The 17,829-nt window shown below is 71.9% G+C and carries 18 protein-coding genes; 9 read left to right on the top strand and 9 right to left on the bottom strand.

The window, feature by feature from the left end:
• Positions 1 to 43: 43 nt before the first annotated feature.
• Positions 44 to 1,786: a helicase HerA-like domain-containing protein gene (locus ASD10_RS03775; protein WP_056604869.1), complete on the bottom strand. Its 1,743-nt coding sequence runs from the start codon at positions 1,784 to 1,786 to the stop codon at positions 44 to 46.
• A gap of 48 nt (positions 1,787 to 1,834) precedes the next feature.
• On the opposite strand from ASD10_RS03775, the gene ASD10_RS03770 reads away from it, so the two are divergent.
• Together ASD10_RS03770 and ASD10_RS03765 are read left to right on the top strand one after the other, a co-directional pair.
• Positions 1,835 to 2,137 carry a type II toxin-antitoxin system VapB family antitoxin gene (locus ASD10_RS03770; protein WP_056604867.1) on the top strand — a complete coding sequence of 101 codons (303 nt, stop codon included), beginning with the start codon at positions 1,835 to 1,837 and terminating at the stop codon, positions 2,135 to 2,137.
• An 8-nt stretch (positions 2,138 to 2,145) separates the two neighbouring features.
• A complete protein-coding gene (locus tag ASD10_RS03765) occupies positions 2,146 to 2,652 on the top strand; it encodes a LytR C-terminal domain-containing protein (protein WP_056604864.1) in 507 nt (168 codons plus the stop codon).
• An 18-nt stretch (positions 2,653 to 2,670) separates the two neighbouring features.
• Here the strand turns inward: ASD10_RS03765 and ASD10_RS03760 are convergent, their stop codons facing one another.
• Positions 2,671 to 4,161: a potassium/proton antiporter gene (locus ASD10_RS03760; RefSeq protein ID WP_056604861.1), complete on the bottom strand. Its 1,491-nt coding sequence runs from the start codon at positions 4,159 to 4,161 to the stop codon at positions 2,671 to 2,673.
• A 107-nt stretch (positions 4,162 to 4,268) separates the two neighbouring features.
• Here ASD10_RS03760 and ASD10_RS03755 point away from each other — a divergent pair, with 107 nt between their 5' ends.
• Both ASD10_RS03755 and ASD10_RS03750 read left to right on the top strand, forming a co-directional pair.
• Positions 4,269 to 5,099 carry a S9 family peptidase gene (locus tag ASD10_RS03755; RefSeq protein WP_082556004.1) on the top strand — a complete coding sequence of 277 codons (831 nt, stop codon included), beginning with the start codon at positions 4,269 to 4,271 and terminating at the stop codon, positions 5,097 to 5,099.
• Positions 5,100 to 5,119: 20 nt separating this feature from the next.
• A complete protein-coding gene (locus ASD10_RS03750) occupies positions 5,120 to 5,809 on the top strand; it encodes a 1-acyl-sn-glycerol-3-phosphate acyltransferase (RefSeq protein ID WP_056609835.1) in 690 nt (229 codons plus the stop codon).
• Between the two features lie 80 nt (positions 5,810 to 5,889).
• Here ASD10_RS03750 and ASD10_RS18255 read toward each other — a convergent pair whose 3' ends face one another.
• The 4 genes from ASD10_RS18255 to ASD10_RS03735 form a co-directional block, all read right to left on the bottom strand.
• Positions 5,890 to 6,063: a CsbD family protein gene (locus ASD10_RS18255; RefSeq protein ID WP_082556003.1), complete on the bottom strand. Its 174-nt coding sequence runs from the start codon at positions 6,061 to 6,063 to the stop codon at positions 5,890 to 5,892.
• Positions 6,064 to 6,126: 63 nt separating this feature from the next.
• A complete protein-coding gene (locus ASD10_RS03745; protein WP_056604858.1) occupies positions 6,127 to 6,576 on the bottom strand; it encodes a hypothetical protein in 450 nt (149 codons plus the stop codon).
• A 53-nt stretch (positions 6,577 to 6,629) separates the two neighbouring features.
• Positions 6,630 to 7,589, bottom strand: a complete 960-nt coding sequence (locus tag ASD10_RS03740) for a diguanylate cyclase (protein WP_056604856.1) — start codon at positions 7,587 to 7,589, stop codon at positions 6,630 to 6,632.
• An 85-nt stretch (positions 7,590 to 7,674) separates the two neighbouring features.
• Entirely contained in the window at positions 7,675 to 8,826 is a 1,152-nt protein-coding gene (locus tag ASD10_RS03735) for a MalY/PatB family protein (protein ID WP_056604853.1), read from the bottom strand.
• A 110-nt stretch (positions 8,827 to 8,936) separates the two neighbouring features.
• On the opposite strand from ASD10_RS03735, the gene ASD10_RS03730 reads away from it, so the two are divergent.
• The 3 genes from ASD10_RS03730 (at position 8,937) to ASD10_RS03720 (ending at position 11,693) form a co-directional block, all read left to right on the top strand.
• A complete protein-coding gene (locus ASD10_RS03730; protein ID WP_056604851.1) occupies positions 8,937 to 10,025 on the top strand; it encodes a ferredoxin reductase in 1,089 nt (362 codons plus the stop codon).
• A gap of 64 nt (positions 10,026 to 10,089) precedes the next feature.
• Complete coding sequence (locus tag ASD10_RS03725) at positions 10,090 to 11,277, top strand: fatty acid desaturase (protein WP_056604848.1); 1,188 nt, start codon at positions 10,090 to 10,092, stop codon at positions 11,275 to 11,277.
• Complete coding sequence (locus ASD10_RS03720; RefSeq protein WP_235501748.1) at positions 11,274 to 11,693, top strand: hypothetical protein; 420 nt, start codon at positions 11,274 to 11,276, stop codon at positions 11,691 to 11,693. Before ASD10_RS03725 ends, ASD10_RS03720 begins: the two co-directional genes overlap by 4 nt.
• Before the next feature lie 21 nt (positions 11,694 to 11,714).
• Here ASD10_RS03720 and ASD10_RS03715 read toward each other — a convergent pair whose 3' ends face one another.
• The 3 genes from ASD10_RS03715 to ASD10_RS03705 are packed head-to-tail and all read right to left on the bottom strand — an operon-like array spanning position 11,715 to position 14,942.
• Positions 11,715 to 12,761 carry a biotin/lipoate A/B protein ligase family protein gene (locus ASD10_RS03715; protein ID WP_056604841.1) on the bottom strand — a complete coding sequence of 349 codons (1,047 nt, stop codon included), beginning with the start codon at positions 12,759 to 12,761 and terminating at the stop codon, positions 11,715 to 11,717.
• A gap of 25 nt (positions 12,762 to 12,786) precedes the next feature.
• Positions 12,787 to 13,650, bottom strand: a complete 864-nt coding sequence (locus ASD10_RS03710) for an aldo/keto reductase (protein ID WP_056604838.1) — start codon at positions 13,648 to 13,650, stop codon at positions 12,787 to 12,789.
• Positions 13,651 to 13,691: 41 nt separating this feature from the next.
• Positions 13,692 to 14,942, bottom strand: coding sequence for a family 16 glycosylhydrolase (locus tag ASD10_RS03705; RefSeq protein WP_157432438.1), 1,251 nt, complete (start codon positions 14,940 to 14,942; stop codon positions 13,692 to 13,694).
• Between the two features lie 229 nt (positions 14,943 to 15,171).
• Here ASD10_RS03705 and ASD10_RS03700 point away from each other — a divergent pair, with 229 nt between their 5' ends.
• A complete protein-coding gene (locus ASD10_RS03700) occupies positions 15,172 to 16,149 on the top strand; it encodes an aldo/keto reductase (RefSeq protein WP_056604832.1) in 978 nt (325 codons plus the stop codon).
• 95 nt (positions 16,150 to 16,244) lie between these two features.
• Entirely contained in the window at positions 16,245 to 17,825 is a 1,581-nt protein-coding gene (locus ASD10_RS03695) for an AMP-binding protein (RefSeq protein WP_056604829.1), read from the top strand.
• Positions 17,826 to 17,829 lie beyond the last annotated feature (4 nt).

Raw genomic sequence — 17,829 nt, 5'->3', positions numbered from 1 at the left:
CCCGAGTACCCCGGTCGTGCGATTCAGAACACGATACTGCCTGTCACCTCCGACGCCTGAACAGGTTCTTGACGAGCTCGCGCGCGATCGTGCGGCTGGCCTCGCCCACCGCGCGGTCGACCGGCGACATCCTGCGCGAGCGCGAGCGCGAGGACGATCGCGGCGCCCGCCGGGGCGCCTGCTTCTCGAGCCGGTCGGCCTCCTTGCGCACGCGCGCGTCCTCGGCCGCGCGATCGGCCTGCGCCGCCCCCTGCTCGCCGAGGATCTCGCTGGCCGAGCGGGGATCGATCGCCGCGCCGTACCGGGCGAGCAGCGGCGAGCCCGCCACGGCGGCGGCGACCTGGTCGGACGGCGTGGGCTGCATCGAGCCCTGCGGCGCGCGCAGCCGCGTCCACGCGACCGGCGTGGGGGCGCCGCGGTCGCTCATGACCGTGACGATCGCCTCACCGATGCCGAGCGACGTCAGCACCTCCTCGAGGTCGTACGACGTGGTCGGGTACGTCGAGACGGTGGCCCGCAGCGCCTTGGCGGCGTCGGGCGTGTGGGCCCGCAGCTGGTGCTGCACGCGCGAGCCCAGCTGGGCCAGCACGTCGCCCGGGACGTCCTTGGGCGTCTGCGTCACGAAGAAGATGCCGACGCCCTTGGAGCGGATGAGCCGCACGGTCTGCGTGATCGTCTCGAGGAAGTCGTCGGACGCGTCGGCGAACAGCAGGTGCGCCTCGTCGAAGAAGAACACCAGCTTGGGCTTGTCGGAGTCGCCGACCTCGGGCAGCTCCTCGAACAGGCGGCGCAGCAGGTACATCAGGAACGTCGAGAACAGCGCCGGCTTGTCCTGGACGCCGGGCACCTCGAGCAGCGACACGATGCCGCGGCCGTCGGGCGCCGTGCGCAGGAAGTCGGACACCACGATCTCGGGCTGGCCGAAGAAGTCGTCGGCCCCCTCGTCGGCGAAGCCGATCAGCTCGCGCAGGATGACCCCGACCGTCGCGGACGACAGCCCGCCGAGCGCCTTGAGCTCGGCCTTGCCGGCGTCGCCGGTCAGGTGGGTCAGGACGTCGCGCAGGTCGCCGAGGTCGACCAGCGGCAGCGAGGCCGACCGGGCGTAGTGGAACACCAGGCCGAGCGACGACTCCTGCGTCGCGTTGAGCCCCAGCACCTTGGCCAGCAGCGTCGGCCCGAACGCGTCGATCGTGGCCCGCACCGGCAGCCCCGTGCCGACGCCGCCGAGCGCGTAGTACTCGGTCGGCGAGGCGACGGGCTGCCAGTCCTGGCCGACGCTCCGCGTCCGCGCCAGCAGCGCGTCGTCGGGCTTCCCGGCCGTCGCGATGCCGGAGAGGTCCCCCTTGATGTCGGCCGCGAAGACCGGCACGCCGTTGGCCGAGATCTGCTCGGCCAGCACCTGCAGCGTCTTGGTCTTGCCCGTGCCGGTCGCCCCCGCGACGAGGCCGTGGCGGTTGAGCATCGCCAGCGGGATGCGCACCGGCGCCGACGGGACGGGCACCAGGTCGGGCGGCGTACCGACGAGCAGGGCCCCCATCTCGATCGCGACGCCGTCGAAGGCGTAGCCGGCCCGCACGAGGTCGGCGATCTGCGACCCCGCCGCCGGGTCGGACGCCGCCGGGTCGGACGTCGTCGGGGCGCTCGCGGCGGCGGACGCCCTCGCATCGGCCGCGGCGGCCGCGAGCTCGTCGGCCCGCTGCTGCGCCGCCTGCGCGGCCGCGAGCGCGTCGGCTGCGGCCCGCGCCGCCTCGTCCGCAGCGGCCTGGGCGTCCTCACTCGTCGTCATGGCGTCAGGTTACCGCCGGGCGGCGGTCCGACTGCTTACACTGATCCGGTGATCTTCAGGAGGGTGAGCGAGGGGCGCCCCTATCCGGAGCACGGGCTGACGCAGAGCTCGTGGGCCGAGATCTCCCCCTCCCAGGTGCGTCTGGACGATCTCACGACCACCAAGACCACGCTCGACCTCGAGCACCTGCTCGACGACGACTCGACCTACTTCGGCGACCTGTTCGCGCACGTCGTCAGCTGGCGGGGCGAGCTGTTCCTCGAGGACGGGCTGCACCGCGCCCTGCGCGCGGCCCTGCAGCAGCGCAACATGCTCCACGCCCGCGTCCACACGATCGGCAAGCACGTATGAGAACCGGTATGAGAGTCCTGACCCTGACGGTCGCCACCGCCGTGTTCCTGCTCGGAGGAGTCGTCGGCTTCCGGCTGCTGACCGCGAGCACCGGCGATGCCGTCGAGGCCGCCCCGACCTGCAGGAACGAGGTCATCACGGCCGGCAACCCGATCGACAGCAACGTCATCACGGTCAACGTCTTCAACGCCTCGTCGCGCTCGGGCCTGGCCAACCGCGCGCTGATCGAGCTGCAGGCCAACGGCTTCCGCGGCGGTCAGATCGGCAACAGCGACAGCGCCGCGGCACCGCGACGCGTCGCGATCCTCACCGACACCCCCGACGACCCCCGCGTGGCCCTGGTCGCCGCGCAGTTCAAGGACAAGGTCGAGTACGCCGCCCCCGACATCACGGTCGAGGACGGCATCATCGTCGTCGTCGGCGACCGCTACCGCGGCCTCAAGACCGGCGCCGCGACGTCGACCACCAGCGCGACCGACATGACGGTCTGCGTGCCGGTCGTCCCGCTCGCCTGACCCCGCCCGCACCGCGGGTCAGCGGGAGTCGCGGCCCCAGCCGGCCAGACGTCCGTAGCGGCCCACGGCGCGCAGCCGCGCCTCGGCCTCCTCGCGCACCGAGCGCTCCGCCACGACCAGCAGGTCGTCCCTGACGGCGATCCGGTCGGTGCGGTGCGGCACGAACGTGCGGTCGTCGCGGACGATCAGCGAGATCGACGCCCCCACCGGCAGCCGCAGCTCGCCGACCTCGACGCCGGCCAGACGCGATCCCGTCGGCACCCGGATCTGCAGCAGGTCGGCCGAGACCCGCTCGAGCGGTGCGGCCTCGACCTCGACGTCGCGTGCCTCGTCGGTCAGCACGCCGCAGGCGGCCGCGAGCTGGGCCAGCGGCGCGGCCTGCAGCAGCGTGTAGATCACGACGGCCACGAAGACGACGTTGAACAGGTCGCGCGATCCCGGCACCTGCGCCGACAGCGGGATCGTCGCCAGGACGATCGGCACCGCGCCCCGCAGACCGGCCCAGCCGACGAACACCTGCTCGCGCGGGCTGCGGCCGAACCACACGGCACACGCCATGACCGTCAGGGGGCGTGCGACGAACGTCAGGATGGCGCCCACCACGAGCCCGTGCCAGACGTGCCACCACTGCAGCTCGTCGGGGCTCGCCAGGAGGCCCAGCATGACGAACAGGCCGATCTGCGCCAACCAGCCGATGCCCTCGACGAACGAGCGCGTGGCGGTGCGGTGCGGCAGCTCGGCGTTGCCGAGGATCAGGGCCGCGACGTAGACCGCCGCGAAGCCGCTCGCGTGGATGCCGGCTGCCGCGCCGTACGCCAGCACCGCGAAGGCGAAGACCACCAGCGGGTAGAGACCGGACGCCGGGAGCGCGACCCGGCGCAGCAGGTACCCGCCGAGCCAGCCGATCGCGATGCCGATGGCGGCGCCGACGACCAGCTCGAACACGATGAGCCCGATCAGGTAGCCGATGCCCTTGTCGGCCACCTCGCCGGCGCTGATCGCGACGACGAGCACGACGATCGGGGCGTCGTTGAGCCCCGACTCCGCCTCGAGCGAGCCCGTCACGGACGACTTCAGGGGCACGGTGCGCAGCACCGAGAACACCGCGGCGGCGTCGGTCGGCGTCAGCACCGCCGCGATCAGCACCGCGAGCTCCCAGTCCATGCCCAGCAGCAGGTGGGCCCCCAGGGCCACGACCAGGACGCTGATCGCGGACCCCAGCGTCGCCAGCAGCAGGCCGTAGCCGAGATTGGGCCGGACGTGCTCCCACTTGGTGGTGAGTCCGCCCTCGGCCAGGATCAGGACGAGGCCGCCGAAGCCCAGCGCGTGGGCGAGCTCGACGTCGGCGAACTCGATGCCGAGGCCCGAGCTGCCCAGCACGAGCCCCAGGCCGAGGTACACCAGCAGCGACGGGAGCCCGATGCTGACCGACAGCCGCACCGCGAGGATCGCGAGGATCAGGACGGCCGCGCCCACCAGGAGGTACCGGTCGAGATCATGGACGTCCACGGGTCCTCCTTCCACGGGCTCGACCGAGCCCTGATTCTATCGGTCGCGACGACGTGTCCCGACCGGTTCGGGTGGCGGTGGACCCCGCGCTCGCCTTGACTGGCACCGTGGACCGACGCAGCGCACTCGCGACCTTGGCGCTCGGCGCCCTCGCCGCGGCCTGCTCGGGGCGGGGCGGCACGGACGACGACGGTGGACGGGAGACCCGCGTGGAGGTCATCAGGTACGGCGACGACCCGTCGCAGCGGGCCGAGCTCACCCGGCCGTCCGGGTCGTCGAAGGGCGTCGTGGTCGTGATCCACGGTGGATTCTGGCGCGACCAGTACGACCTGTCGCTCGGTCGCCCCCTGGCGACGTCGCTGGTCGCGGAGGGCTGGACGGCCTACAACGTCGAGTACCGGCGGGTCGGCAACGGCGGCGGCTGGCCCGAGACGTTCGACGACGTCGCCGCGGCGATCGACCGGCTCGCCGAGGTCGACGGGGTCGACACCGCGAAGGTCGTGACCCTCGGTCACTCCGCCGGCGGCCACCTGGCCGTCTGGGCAGCCGGACGCCCGCGGCTGACCGACGAGCGCTGGACGTCGCCCGCCGTGCCCGTGACGGCGGCGGTCTCGCAGGCCGGCGTGCTCGACCTCGCCGCGGCGATCGCCGCCGACCTCGGCTCGGGCGCGGTGCAGCGCTTCATGGGCGGCACGGTCGACGACCGCTACGCCGAGGCCGACCCGGCGGCCCTCGTGCCGCTGGGCGTCCCCGTGCGCTGCGTCCACGGCACCGACGACACCACGGTGCCGCTGAGCCAGTCGACCGGCTACGTCGAGCGGGCGACGGCCGCGGGTGCCGACGCGACCCTCACCGAGGTCGAGGGCGACCACTTCGTCGTCATCGACCCGGCCTCGCGCGCGTGGGCCCAGACGCTGGAGATCCTGGACGCGCTGTGATCTACGGTCTGCTGGTGCTGATGTTCCGGGGCGTCAACGCCTTCGGCGGGCACCGCACCGTGCGCGTCGGCCGCGAGCGCCTGCCGGCCGAGGGCGGCGCCGTGCTGGCGATCAACCACACGAGCTACGTCGACTTCACGTACCTGGGCATCAGCGTCCGCGACGTCGACCGCCGCCTGATCCGCTTCATGGGCAAGGTCGAGCTGCGGCGCAACCCCGTCGTCCGCTGGCTCATGTGGGGCTGCCGCGTGATCCCCGTCGACCGGTCGGCCGGTCACGACGCGTACCTCGCGGCCGTCGAGGAGCTGCGAACCGGCGAGGTCGTCGGCATCTACCCCGAGGCGACGATCAGCCGCAGCTACGAGATCAAGCGGCTCAAGACGGGAGCGGCCCGGATGGCGCTCGAGGCCGACGTGCCGATCGTCCCGTGCATCGTCTGGGGCTCGCAGCGCATCGCGCCGAAGGGCGCGGCGAAGCACTGGGGCCGCACCGGCACGCCCGTCATGGTGGCGCTGGGCGAGCCCGTGCCGCCGGCGGGGACGCCCGAGCAGCTGACCGAGACGCTGCACGCCGCCATGAACGCGCTGCTGCACGAGGTGCAGGACGCCTACGGCGACCACCCGGCCGGGGCCGACTGGGTCCCGGCTCGGCTCGGCGGGTCGGCGCCGACCCTCGCGGAGGCCGACGCGCTCGACGCCGCGGGCCACTGACACCCCGTCGCACGCCCCCCGGACGCAGGAGACGGGCGCCCGACCAGCGTGTGGTCGGTGCGCCCGTCTCGGGAACGACTTCAGCTCTTGAAGGCGTCCTTGATGTTCTCGCCGGCCTTCTTGACGTCAGACTTGGTCTGGTCGCCCTTGCCCTCGGCCTCGAGCGACTCGTCGTCGGTCGCCTTGCCGGTGGCTTCCTTGATCTTGCCCTTGGCGTCTTCGGCCGCGTTGCTGATCTTGTCACCGAGTCCCATGGGGGGCTCCTTTCGTCGACTGCTGGCGCGGTACCCCGGGCTGCGGGGCCTCAATCGGGCCGATCACTGAGAATCTGCTGAAGTGCCGGGCGTCGCCTCGTGGTGCCGCCGGCCGTGCGTGCGCCGGTCCTCCTTCATCTCCGCCTCGAACAGGTGCCGGCGGCCCGCCGCCAGCCGGTCGCGCGCCGCGCGCTCGTGCTCGGCGAAGGCCGCGTAGTAGCCCGCGTCGTACTCCTCGACGACCTGGAACGACCACCGCCCCTCGAGGATGTTGCGGCCCACCAGGTCGGTCTCGATCGAGTCGGCGACGTCGGCGTGCCCCGCCTCGCGCAGCAGGTCGACGGCCTCGCCCAGCGCCAGGTCGGCGGTGCCGCACCGGCGGTGGAAGGCGTACAGGTGCCCGCGGGCCTCCTCGACGGTCTCGAGCGCCTCGCTCAGCTTGCCGAGCGCCTCGACCGTCGCGTCGCTGACGTCGGGGGGTCGTACGTGGTGGGCATCGGGTGCGTCGCTCATGTCCTCACGCTAGGTCGGATCGACCGACGGGGCACGTCAGGGAGCCGGACGCCTCAGACGCCCTGCCGCGACGCCTTGGCGTCGTAGAGGCGGGTGTCGGCCCGCTCCAGCATCGACTCGGCCGAGTCCTCGGGCTTGGCCATCGCGACCCCGGCCGACCACGCGCCCGGCGAGCCCGCCCTGAGCCGGTCGACGATCGCCCGGGCCTGCTCGATCGTCGTCTCGGGCAGCACGAGCAGGAACTCGTCACCGCCCGTGCGACCGACCGAGTCGTGCTGGCGCACGCCGCCGATCCAGTGCCGCGTGACGGCGGCGAGCATGTCGTCGCCCGCGCCGTGCCCGTGGGCGTTGTTGACCTCGCGCAGACCGTCGAGGTCGATCGCGACGACCGAGATGGGCCGCTGACGACGCGTGGCCCGGGCCAGCTCGCGGGCCAGCACCTCGGTGATCCCGCGCCGGTTGAGCGTGCCCGTCAGCGGGTCGGTGCGGGCGAGGCGGTCCATCCGTGCCTTGACGCGCGCGAACACCTCGGTCGCGACGACCGTCTGGATCAGCACCGACGCCGCGAACGGCACGAGCGTCGGACGGTCGTGGTGCAGCACGGCGACGAGCCACCAGAGCGCCCCCGCGTAGAGCACGACGCGTCCGACCACGGGTCGCAGGAACCAGATCGTGTAGACGCCGACGATCGGCAGGATCGTGCCGTTCGCGAAGGCGCCCAGCATCAGGTGGGTCGTCCACGTCAGGCAGCCGACGATCGCGAGCTGGACGACCGTCATGGCGAGGGCCTCGTCGACCGTGAACCGCGCGCCCCGTGCGAGCGTCCACACGAACATCAGGACGGCCACGAGCGCCAGCGCGGCGATGACCCCTCGGGGGTTCTTGCCGGGCGTCCACCACACGGCTCCCGCCACGAGCAGCACCGCCCCGCTGCCGTACATCGCCGCCGTCGCGGTCGTCAGCGGCGGCAGCGCCCGCAGCGCCCGCCCCACCCTCGTGCTCGTCCACTCCATGACATCTCTCCCGACGCGATCGTAGGAGCACCGCGAGGGGCGGGGCGAGCGGTCGGGGCAGAACCACCCGACCGGGCCAGGTGGTCTAGTCCGAACGGACCTCGAGCGCGTGGGCCATGCGACGGATCGCGTCGTCGAGAAGGGGTGGCGACGTCGCGAAGTTCAGTCTGACGTGCCCTGCGCCACCGGATCCGAACGTGGGACCGGAGTTGAGCGCGACCCGGGCGTGCTCGAGGAAGAACGCCGCCGGGTCGTCGCCGAGGCCGAGCGCCCGGCAGTCGAGCCAGGCCAAATACGTCGCCGACCCCCGCGCCCAGCGCACGTCGGGCAGGTGCTCGTCGAGCAGGTCGCCCAGCAGCCGACGGTTGTCGGCCAGGTCGGCCACGACGGCGTCGAGCCAGGGGACGCCGTCGCGCAGGGCCACGGTGTGGGCGAGCACGCCGAGGTGGCTCGGTCCGTGCGAGACGATCTCCGGCAGCCGCGCCAGGTCGGCGGAGGCCTCGGGACCCGCGACGACCACCGCCGCCTTGAGACCCGCCAGGTTCCACGCCTTGGACGCCGACGTGACGACGAACGCGTCCTCCGCGCCGGCGACCGACAGGTAGGGGACGAAGCCGTCGGGCACGAGCGGGCCGTGGATCTCGTCGGCCACGACCCGCACGCCGTGCTCGCGGGCGAGGGACGCGACGGCCGCCAGCTCGTCCGCGGTGTGCGTGACGGCGGTCGGGTTGTGCGGGTTGCACAGCAGGTAGGTGGCGCGGCCCGCCGCGGCACGGAACGCGTCCCCGAGGACCGCGAGGTCGAGACGGCCGTCGTCCCCGAGCGGCGCCTCCACGACGGCGCGACCCACGTGCTCGACGACGTCGAGGAACGGCGGGTACACGGGCGGGCTCACCACGACCGGCCCACCGGGCTCCGACACGAGCCGCAGCACCTCGGCGATCCCGGTCATGACGTCGGCCGCGTACGCCGTGCGCGACGGATCGAGACCGTCCCACCCCCACCGCCGCGCGGCGAAGTCGGCGAGGGCCTCGGCGTACCCCGTGCCGTGGGGGTATCCGGTGTCGCCGCTCTCGATCGCCGCGGTCAGCGCGGCCCTGATCGACGCGTCGGGGACGACGTCCATCTCGGCGACCCACAGGGGCAGGACGTCGTCGGGGTACTGCCGCCACTTGATGCTGGTACGACGGCGAAGAGTTTGTTCGTTCAGGTCGCGGAGGGGATGGAGCGGGCGCATGATTCCATCATCGCTGCGAACGTGACACAGGTCCTGTTGCATAGCCGGAGGCAAAGTGTCACTCTGAGTTACAGGCCTTAGTGAACACTTGTACACCGAAGGGGACGTCCATGACCGCACCACTCATCGAGCGATCATCGGCGGTCCGCCGTCTGCGTCAGCTCGGCAAGGCCATGACGACGCCCCTGCTGCCCGACGACTACCTCGCCCTGATCAACCCCCTGTGGTCGCAGCGCGAGCTGCGCGGCCGCGTCGAGAAGGTCGTCCCCGAGACCGAGAACGCCGCGACCCTCGTCATCCGTCCCGGCTGGGGCTGGACGTTCGACCACGCGCCGGGCCAGTACATCGGCATCGGCGTCGAGATCGACGGCCGCTACCACTGGCGCTCGTACTCGCTGTCGTCCGTGCCGCTGGTCGAGGGCAAGACCGTCAGCATCACCGTCAAGGCGATGCCCGAGGGCTTCCTGTCCGACCACCTGGTCAACGGTCTCGAGCCCGGCACGATCGTGCGGCTCGCCGCGCCCCAGGGCGACTTCACGGTGCCCGACCCGCCGCCGGCCAAGATGCTCTTCCTCGTGGGCGGCAGCGGCATCACGCCCGTCATGTCGATCCTGCGCACGCTCGACCGCCGCGACTCGATCCCCGACGCCGTGCTGGTCTACTCGGCGCGCAACGAGGACGACATGATGTTCGTCCACGAGCTGCGGGTGCTGGCGCTGCGGTACCAGAGCTTCACGTTCTACGAGCGGTTCACCGACGCCGACGGCATGCTGACGGCCGACCAGCTGGACGACGTCTGCCCCGACTGGGCCGAGCGCACCACCTGGGCCTGCGGACCCGCCGGCATGCTCGACGCGTTCACGCAGCACTACGAGACGTACGGGCTGTCCGACCAGATCCACGTCGAGCGGTTCACGCTCGCGACGGCCGACGGCTCCGCGGCCGGCGGCGAGGTGACGTTCGGCGTGGGCGGTCCCACCGTCGACGTCGACGGCGCCACGACCCTGCTCGAGGCCGGCGAGAAGGCCGGCGTCAACATGCTGTTCGGCTGCCGCATGGGCATCTGCCACACGTGCGACGTCCCGCTCGCGTCCGGCCGCGTCCGCGACCTGCGCAACGGCGACGAGCACGGCGAGCCCGGCGAGTACATCCAGACCTGCGTGTCGGTCGCCGCCGGCGACTGCACCCTGTCGCTCTAGTCATCCAGCGCGTGCTCCCGCACGTGCACCCCTGCACGACCCAACCCACCGAAGGAGAACCAGCATGGCGTTCTCAGACGTCCGTGAGTACACCCACCTGTCCGACGAGGAGATCGAGGCGATCGGCGCCGAGCTCGACGAGATCCGCCGCGAGGTCGAGGCGTCCCGGGGCCAGGCCGACCGCGACTACGTCACGCGGGTCATCACGCTGCAGCGCCGGCTCGCCGCCGCCGGCCGCATCACGCTCTTCGCGAGCTTCTTCCCGCCCGCGTGGCTGATCGGCACGCTGATGCTCGGCTCGGCCAAGATCCTCGAGAACATGGAGATCGGCCACAACACGATGCACGGCCAGTGGGACTGGATGAACGACCCCGAGATCCACTCGTCCAACTGGGAGTGGGACACGACCCAGCCCGCCGAGCAGTGGAAGCACTCGCACAACTACATCCACCACCAGTTCACCAACGTGCTCGGCCACGACAACGACGTCGGCTACGGGATCCTGCGCATGTCGCGCGACCAGAAGTGGACGCCGTACAACCTCGGCCAGCCGATCTACAACTTCATGCTCGCCGCCTTCTTCGAGTACGGGGTCGCGCTGCACGACCTCGACATCGAGTCGATCCGCAAGGGCGAGAAGGACCCGAAGCTGCTGAAGAAGCAGCTCAAGCAGATCGGCGACAAGATCGGCAAGCAGGCGTTGAAGGACTACGTCATGTTCCCCGCGCTGACCGGGCCGTTCTTCCTGCAGACGCTGACCGCCAACTTCACGGCCAACATCATGCGCAACTTCTGGTCGTACATGATCATCTTCTGCGGCCACTTCCCCGACGGTGCCGTGCACTTCACGGAGGAGGAGCTCGAGGACGAGACGCGCGCCGAGTGGTACCTGCGCCAGATGCTCGGCTCGGCCAACTTCGACGGCGGGAAGTTCCTGCACCTCATGAGCGGCCAGCTCGGCTACCAGATCGAGCACCACCTGTTCCCCGACCTGCCCAGCAACCGCTACGCGGCGATCTCGGTCAAGGTCAAGGACATCTGCAAGCGCTACGACATCCCGTACACGACCGGACCGCTCTACAAGCAGTACGGGCAGACGCTGCGCACGATCATGAAGCTGTCGCTGCCGAACCGTCGCACGAGCGACAACCCGGCGCCGGTCGCACCCCGCGAGAAGCGACGCCTGCGCGACGACGAGCGTCCGACGCGCCGCTCGGAGCTCGGCAAGTGGTCGGGCGCGGCGTCGGTGTGACGGCGGGGCTCGCCGGGCGTCCGTCGCTCGGCGGGCTCCCCGTGCCGTTCGCGTGCGAGGACGACGGCGGGGCGCTCGACCACTCCTCGGTGGTCAAACGCCGCGCCATCCGGTGTGCGCTGAGCCGCGTGTGCGGGATCTGCGGCGACCCGCTGACCCGTCCGGTCGCCTTCATCGGCAGCTCGGACGAGGCCGACGCGGGCCTGTTCGCGTTCCCGCCCGTCCACCTCGACTGCGCCCACGAGGCGCTCGACCTGTTCGTGCCGATCGGCGGGAGGCACCTCGGCCACCCCGAGGCGCCGCTGACGTGGGCGCTCGTGACGACGGGCGGCTTCGACCTCATCCGTCCGACCCGCCGCGGCGACCCGGTCGCCTTCCACCCCAACTCGGTCCTCGAGACCCAGCTGCGCGACTGAGCCGGCTGCCCGCGGGCGGTGTCAGGGGACCCGGGCCGTCCAGCCCGGATCCTGGTACTTCGACACCGCGAGCGCGCTCGCCTGCTCCAGCGTCGTGTCGTCGATCTGCACCGTGGTCAGGCCGTAGCTGGCCTCGAAGTGGCCGAGCATCGCCGACACGACGTCTGCGCGGCTCATGCCGGTCTGGCTACGGATCGGGTCGACCCGCTTGGCGGCACTGACGTGCCCCTTGTCGCTGAGCTTCTCGCGGCCGATGCGCAAGATGTCGAGCATCGCGGCTGCGTCCATGTCGTACGACATCGTCACGTGGTGGAGGACGACTCCGCTCGCGAGCCGCTTCTGCGCGGCCCCGCCGATCTTGCCCAGCGGCGACGCGATGTCGTTGAGCGGCACGTAGGTCGCCTCGACTCCGAGCTCTCGCAGCGCCCGGATGACCCAGGCGTCCAGAAATGCGTACGAGTCGGCGAACGACAGCCCTTCGACCAAGGTCGCCGGCACGTACAGCGAGTACGTGATGGTGTTGCCGGGCTCGACGAACATCGCACCGCCACCGGAGATCCGCCGCACGACCGTCGCCTCGTGCCGGGTCGCCGCCTCGACGTCGACCTCGTTCGACAACGACTGGAACGAGCCGATGATGACGGCGTTCGACGCCCACTCCCAGACCCGGAGCGTCGGGCTCCGCAGGCCGTCACCGACCTGGCGCGCGACGACCTCGTCGATCGCCATCTGCATCGCCGGGTGCTGGTGCCCGGCCTCGAGCAGCTCGAACGAGTGGTCGTGCCACGCCGTCGAACGTCCCAGCGCCCGCAGCACCGCGTGGGCCACGGCGGGCGGGTCGAAGCCCACCATGACGGCGTCGCCCCGTGCGCGGTCGACCGTCTCGACCAGCGAGCCGAGACTCGCGTCCGCGGGCAGGCCCTCGAGCGCCTCGGACATGTGACCCAGTGCCTCGTCGGGCTCCAGGAAGAAGTCACCGCTCAGGACGACGTCCCGGATGGCTCCGTCGACGACCTCCAGGTCGGCCACCACGAGCTTGCCGCCCGAGACCTTGTACTCACCGTGCATCGTCGTCGACCTGCCGTCGACCCGATCAGGCGATCGCGTCCAGTGCCGCGAACTGCTCGTCGGTCAGCTCGATCGCCGCGGCGCCGACGTTGTCCTCGAGGTGCGAGACCGTCGACGTGCCGGGGATCGGCAGCATGACCGGCGAGCGCTTCAGCAGCCACGCGAGCGCGAGCTGCGACGGGGTCGCGTCGTGCTCGGCGGCGAGCTTCTCGAGCGGTCCGCCGTCCTTGACCAGGCCACCGGTCGCGAGCGGGAACCACGGGATGAAGGCGATGCCCGCGGCCGTCGCGTGGTCGAGCAGCTCCTCGGCCGAGCGGTCGGTCAGGTTGAACAGGTTCTGGACCGACACGATCTCGGCCGTCTCCTGCGCCTGCTCGAGCTCGGCCACGCTGACCTCGCTCAGGCCGATGTGGCGCACCTTGCCGGCGTCCTGCAGCTCCTTGAACGCGCCGACCTGCTCGGCGACCGGCACCTCGGCGTCGATGCGGTGCAGCTGGATCAGGTCGATGCGCTCGACGTCGAGCTTGCGCAGGCTCAGCTCGACCTGCTGCTTGAGGTAGGCCGGACGGCCGACGGGGATCCACTCCCCCGGGCCGGTGCGCGTCAGACCCGCCTTGGTCGCGATCACGACGTCGTCGGCGTAGGGGTGCAGCGCCTCGCGGATGATCTCCTCCGACACGTTGGGACCGTACGAGTCGGCGGTGTCGAAGAACGTCACGCCGAGCTCGACGGCCCGGCGCAGGACGGCGACGGCCTCGGCGCGGTCGCGGGGCTCGCCCCAGACGCCCTCGCCGGTGATCTGCATCGCGCCGTATCCCAGACGCGTGACGGGCAGGTCGCCGCCGAGCTGGAAGGTTCCGGACGGGGTGGCAGAAGGTGTGGAAGTCATACCAAGGTCAAGGAACCGCCGGCGGCGGATATTCCGACCGCCTACTTCCACACCCGCACGTAGTCGACGCTCGTGGTGCCGACGTCGGGCGTCGCCGACGTCACGGCGTTGCCGCCCGCTCCGAGACCCTGCGTCATGACCAGCATGAACTCGCCCTCGAACGCCGCCTTGGCCGACTCGGAGACCTCGTGCGTCACGCACGGCACCCCGTTGTAGGCGATCGAGATCGTCGACGGCGTCCACTCCAGGGTGTAGGTGTTGAACGCGGCCGGGTCGGGCATCGTGCAGTAGTTGTTGGTCACGCTCGGGTCCCAGTGCCCGTAGTGGACGTAGGGAATGGCCCGGTCCGGGTACTGCGAGTAGAACTCGGCCACGTCGATCTCGCCCGAGTACGGGAAGGCCGCGGCGGGGCTGGACGGGTAGAGCCACAGGGCCCCGTGGTGGCCGGCGACCTTGGTCGCGGGGAAGGCGGCGCGGAACTCGACGCGCCCGCGGGCCTGCGCGAACATGCCGACCGTGCTGACCGAGCCCGCGGTGTGCTGCACGCGGGCGTCACCGGTCGGACCGGCTCCCCGGCACGTGAACGGGGCGGACTCCTTGCGCACCGTCAGCCGCAGGGCACCGCCCGACACCGAGACGTTGTCGGGATCGTCGACGAAGCAGTCGGCGCCGATCTGGTAGCCGTCGACCGCGTTGAACGCGGTCTGCTGCGGCAGCCACCTCGTCCGGTCGAGCTCGGTGCCGTCGAACTCGTCGTCGAAGGTGCACGCCCACGCGGTGCCGTCGGGCTTGACGAGCGACGAGCCGCGGCAGGAGGTGCTGGTCGACGCCAGGCTCGACACGGGCGCGACCGCGGGCGCCGGGGTGGTCGTCGTGGCCGGCGCGGACGTCGACGGTGTCGGCGCCGGGGCCGCGTTCACCCGGAAGGCCTGCGTGCGCCTCGCGGTGCGGACGGGCCCGAGCCGTCCCTTGCGGGCCTCGCGGTAGGTCACCTTCGTCGTGACGGTGTACGAGCCGGCCGGCACGCGCGCCTGCCGGACGCCCTTGACCATCCAGGCCGACCCGCGGCGGACGTCGACGGTCGCCTTCTTGACCCGCACGCCCTTGCGCGCCGAGTAGCGGGGCGCGACGGCGGCCGTGGCGCTCGCCGAGACCGTCCGGGCGCTCAACGTCTTGATCGTGACCGCCGACGGACCGGCGTGCGCCGGCGCGCCGACCGCGATCCCCCCGACGACCAGGCTCGCCGCGACGAGCACCGCGCGCGTGCGCCGTGCAGGATCGATGTGTCTCATCCGTGCCCCCTCCAGCCAGATAGCAGAGGACGCCCCACCTGCGGCCGACGAGACGACGAATCGCCGCCACGACATCTCGAACCCCGCGAAGCGGGTCTCCCATCGATGTGCCGAGCAGCGTGCAGGAACTGCAGAACTCCCTCTGATACCGGAGCCTAGTGCAGGACACGCCGAGGCGTCACCTGAAATCCGAGGATGCACTCATGGTCGGGGCGGGCATGATGGGCCCATGCGACGCGTGGCGATGGGTGACAGCGACCTGCAGGTGTCCGAGATCATCCTGGGCTGCATGAGCTACGGCGACCCCGCGCGGGGCACGCACCCGTGGTCGCTGCCCGAGGACGACAGCCGTCCGTACGTGCGCCGGGCCCTCGAGGCCGGCATCACGACGTTCGACACCGCCAACATGTACTCGGACGGCTCGAGCGAGGAGATCCTCGGTCGGGCGCTGGCCGACCTCGCCCGCCGCGAGGACGTCGAGATCGCGACGAAGGTGTTCTTCCCGATGGGCGGCGACCCGTCCACGGGGGGTCTCTCGGCGGCTGCGATCGCGCAGCAGATCGACGACAGCCTGCGCCGCCTCGGCACGGACTACGTCGATCTGTACCAGATCCACCGCTGGGACCCCGACGTCCCGATCGAGGAGACGATGGAGGCGCTCGACCGCGTCGTGCAGTCGGGCAAGGCCCGCTTCATCGGCGCCTCGTCGATGTGGGCGTGGCAGCTCGCGCAGGCCCAGCACGCCGCCGACCTCAACGGCTGGACGCCCTTCGTCTCGATGCAGGACCAGTACAACCTGGTGCAGCGCGAGGACGAGCGCGAGATGCACCCGTTCTGCCTCGACGAGGGCATCGGCGTCATCCCGTGGAGCCCGCTGGCCCGCGGCCGGCTGACCCGCGACTGGGACGACCAGAGCACCGCGCGCAGCGGCTCGGACCACGTCATGGAGAAGTTCTACGGCCACACCGACGAGTCGGACCGGGCGATCGCCGGGGCGGTCGCGTCGATCGCGGACGCCCGCGGGGTCTCCCGCGCCCAGGTGGCCCTCGCGTGGGTGCGCCAGCAGGACGTCGTCACGGCCCCCATCGTCGGGGCGACCAAGCCGCTGCACCTCGACGACGCGATCGCCTCGGTCGACCTCGTGCTCGACGACGCCGAGCTCGCCTCCCTCGAGGAGCCGTACGTGCCGCGACGCCCCGGCTTCTGAGCCCGGCGGCCGTTGCCGGGGCCGCGCCGGTGGCGGTACCGTCCACGCATGGCCGACGTGACGCAGGACACACCTGACGTCCCGGGTCGACGCCCGTGATCCCCTTCGCCGGGACGGTCATCGGCGCGCTGGACGCCGCGCTGTCGTCGCGCGTCGTCGCTCCCGTGGGTCCCCGCGCCGCCGTGGGGCTGGCTAAGGGGCTGGTGCGCCACCAGTCGTCGCCCGCGGTGCTGCTGGCGCACAGCGCGAGCCGGTGGCCTGACCGTCCGGCCGTCGTCGACGACCTCGGCACCGTCACGGCGCGCGAGCTCTACCAGCGCGTCCGGCTGCTCGCGGGCGTGCTGCACGCCCGCGGCATCGGTCGCGGCAGCACGATCGGGCTGCTGTGCCGCAACCACGCGGGATTCGTCGAGGCGGCCTTCGCGGCGATGTGGGTCGACGCCGACCTGGTGCTGCTCAACACCGACTTCGGCGCCGACCAGCTGGGCGACGTCGGCCGTCGCGAGGGGCTCGACCTGCTGGTGCACGACGCCGGGCTGCAGCGCGTCGTCGCCCGGTCGGGCCTCGACGTCCCGACGCTGGTCAGCGACGGCCACGGCTCGGGCTCGGTCAGGGGGGCGTGCGACTTCGGGCACCCCGCACCGCCCAGCCGCCGTCACACGGGGCGGCTCGTGATCCTCACGTCCGGCACCACCGGCACGCCCCAGGGCGCACCGCGACGATCGCAGGGCGCGGCCTACGTCGGTCCGCTCAGCACGATGCTGCGGTCGATCGGCCTGCGCACCGGCGACCCCGTCCTGGTGCTACCGCCGCTGTTCCACGGCCTGGGGCTGGCGTACCTCGTGATCGCGATCGCCCTCGGCTGCCCCGTCGTGCTGACGCGGCGCTTCGACGCCGAGGAGGCCCTGCGAGCCGTCGAGCGTCATCGGGTGCGCGTCATGTTCGCGGTGCCCGTCATGCTGCACCGCATGCTCGACGTGCCGGCGGCCGTCCGCGAGGGGCTCGACCTGGGCTCGCTGCACGCCGTCCCGTCGGGAGCGGCGCCGCTCAACCCCGTCCTGGCCGGACGCTTCATGGACGCGTTCGGCGACGTGCTGCTCAACATGTATGGCTCGACCGAGATCGGCTGGGCGACGATCGCGGCCCCGCACGACCTGCGCGCGGCACCCGGGACGGTCGGCCGTCCCCTGCGGGGCGTGTCGGTCCGTGTCGTCGACGACGACGCGCGCGACGTGCCGACGGGCGCGGTCGGACGCGTCGTCGTGCGCAGCCCGATGACCGCGCCGTCGGGTGCGACCAGCAGTCGCGAGGTCGTCGACGGGCACGTCGGCACCGGCGACGTCGGGCACCTCGACGACCACGGTCGCCTCTTCGTCGACGGACGCGACGACGACATGATCGTGTCGGGCGGCGAGAACGTGTTCCCGGGCGAGGTCGAGGACCTGCTCCACGGCCACCCCGGCATCCGCGACGTCATGGTGCACGGCGTCGACGACGAGCAGCACGGGCAGCGCCTGCGGGCCGTCGTCGTGCCGGAACCGGACGGCGGCCCGTCCCCCGACGAGATCCGCGCGTACGTCCGCGACCGGCTCGCGCGGTTCAAGGTGCCGCGCGACGTCGAGCTGGTCGACGAGCTGCAGCGGTCGGCGACGGGCAAGGTCCGCCGGGGTCAGTGACGCC

This window comes from Aeromicrobium sp. Root472D3, assembly GCF_001426485.1.
In the GTDB taxonomy this organism is placed as follows: Bacteria; Actinomycetota; Actinomycetes; order Propionibacteriales; family Nocardioidaceae; genus Aeromicrobium.
Note: the sequence above shows the minus strand (reverse complement) of the source record. Positions and strands in the feature narration are given on the sequence as shown.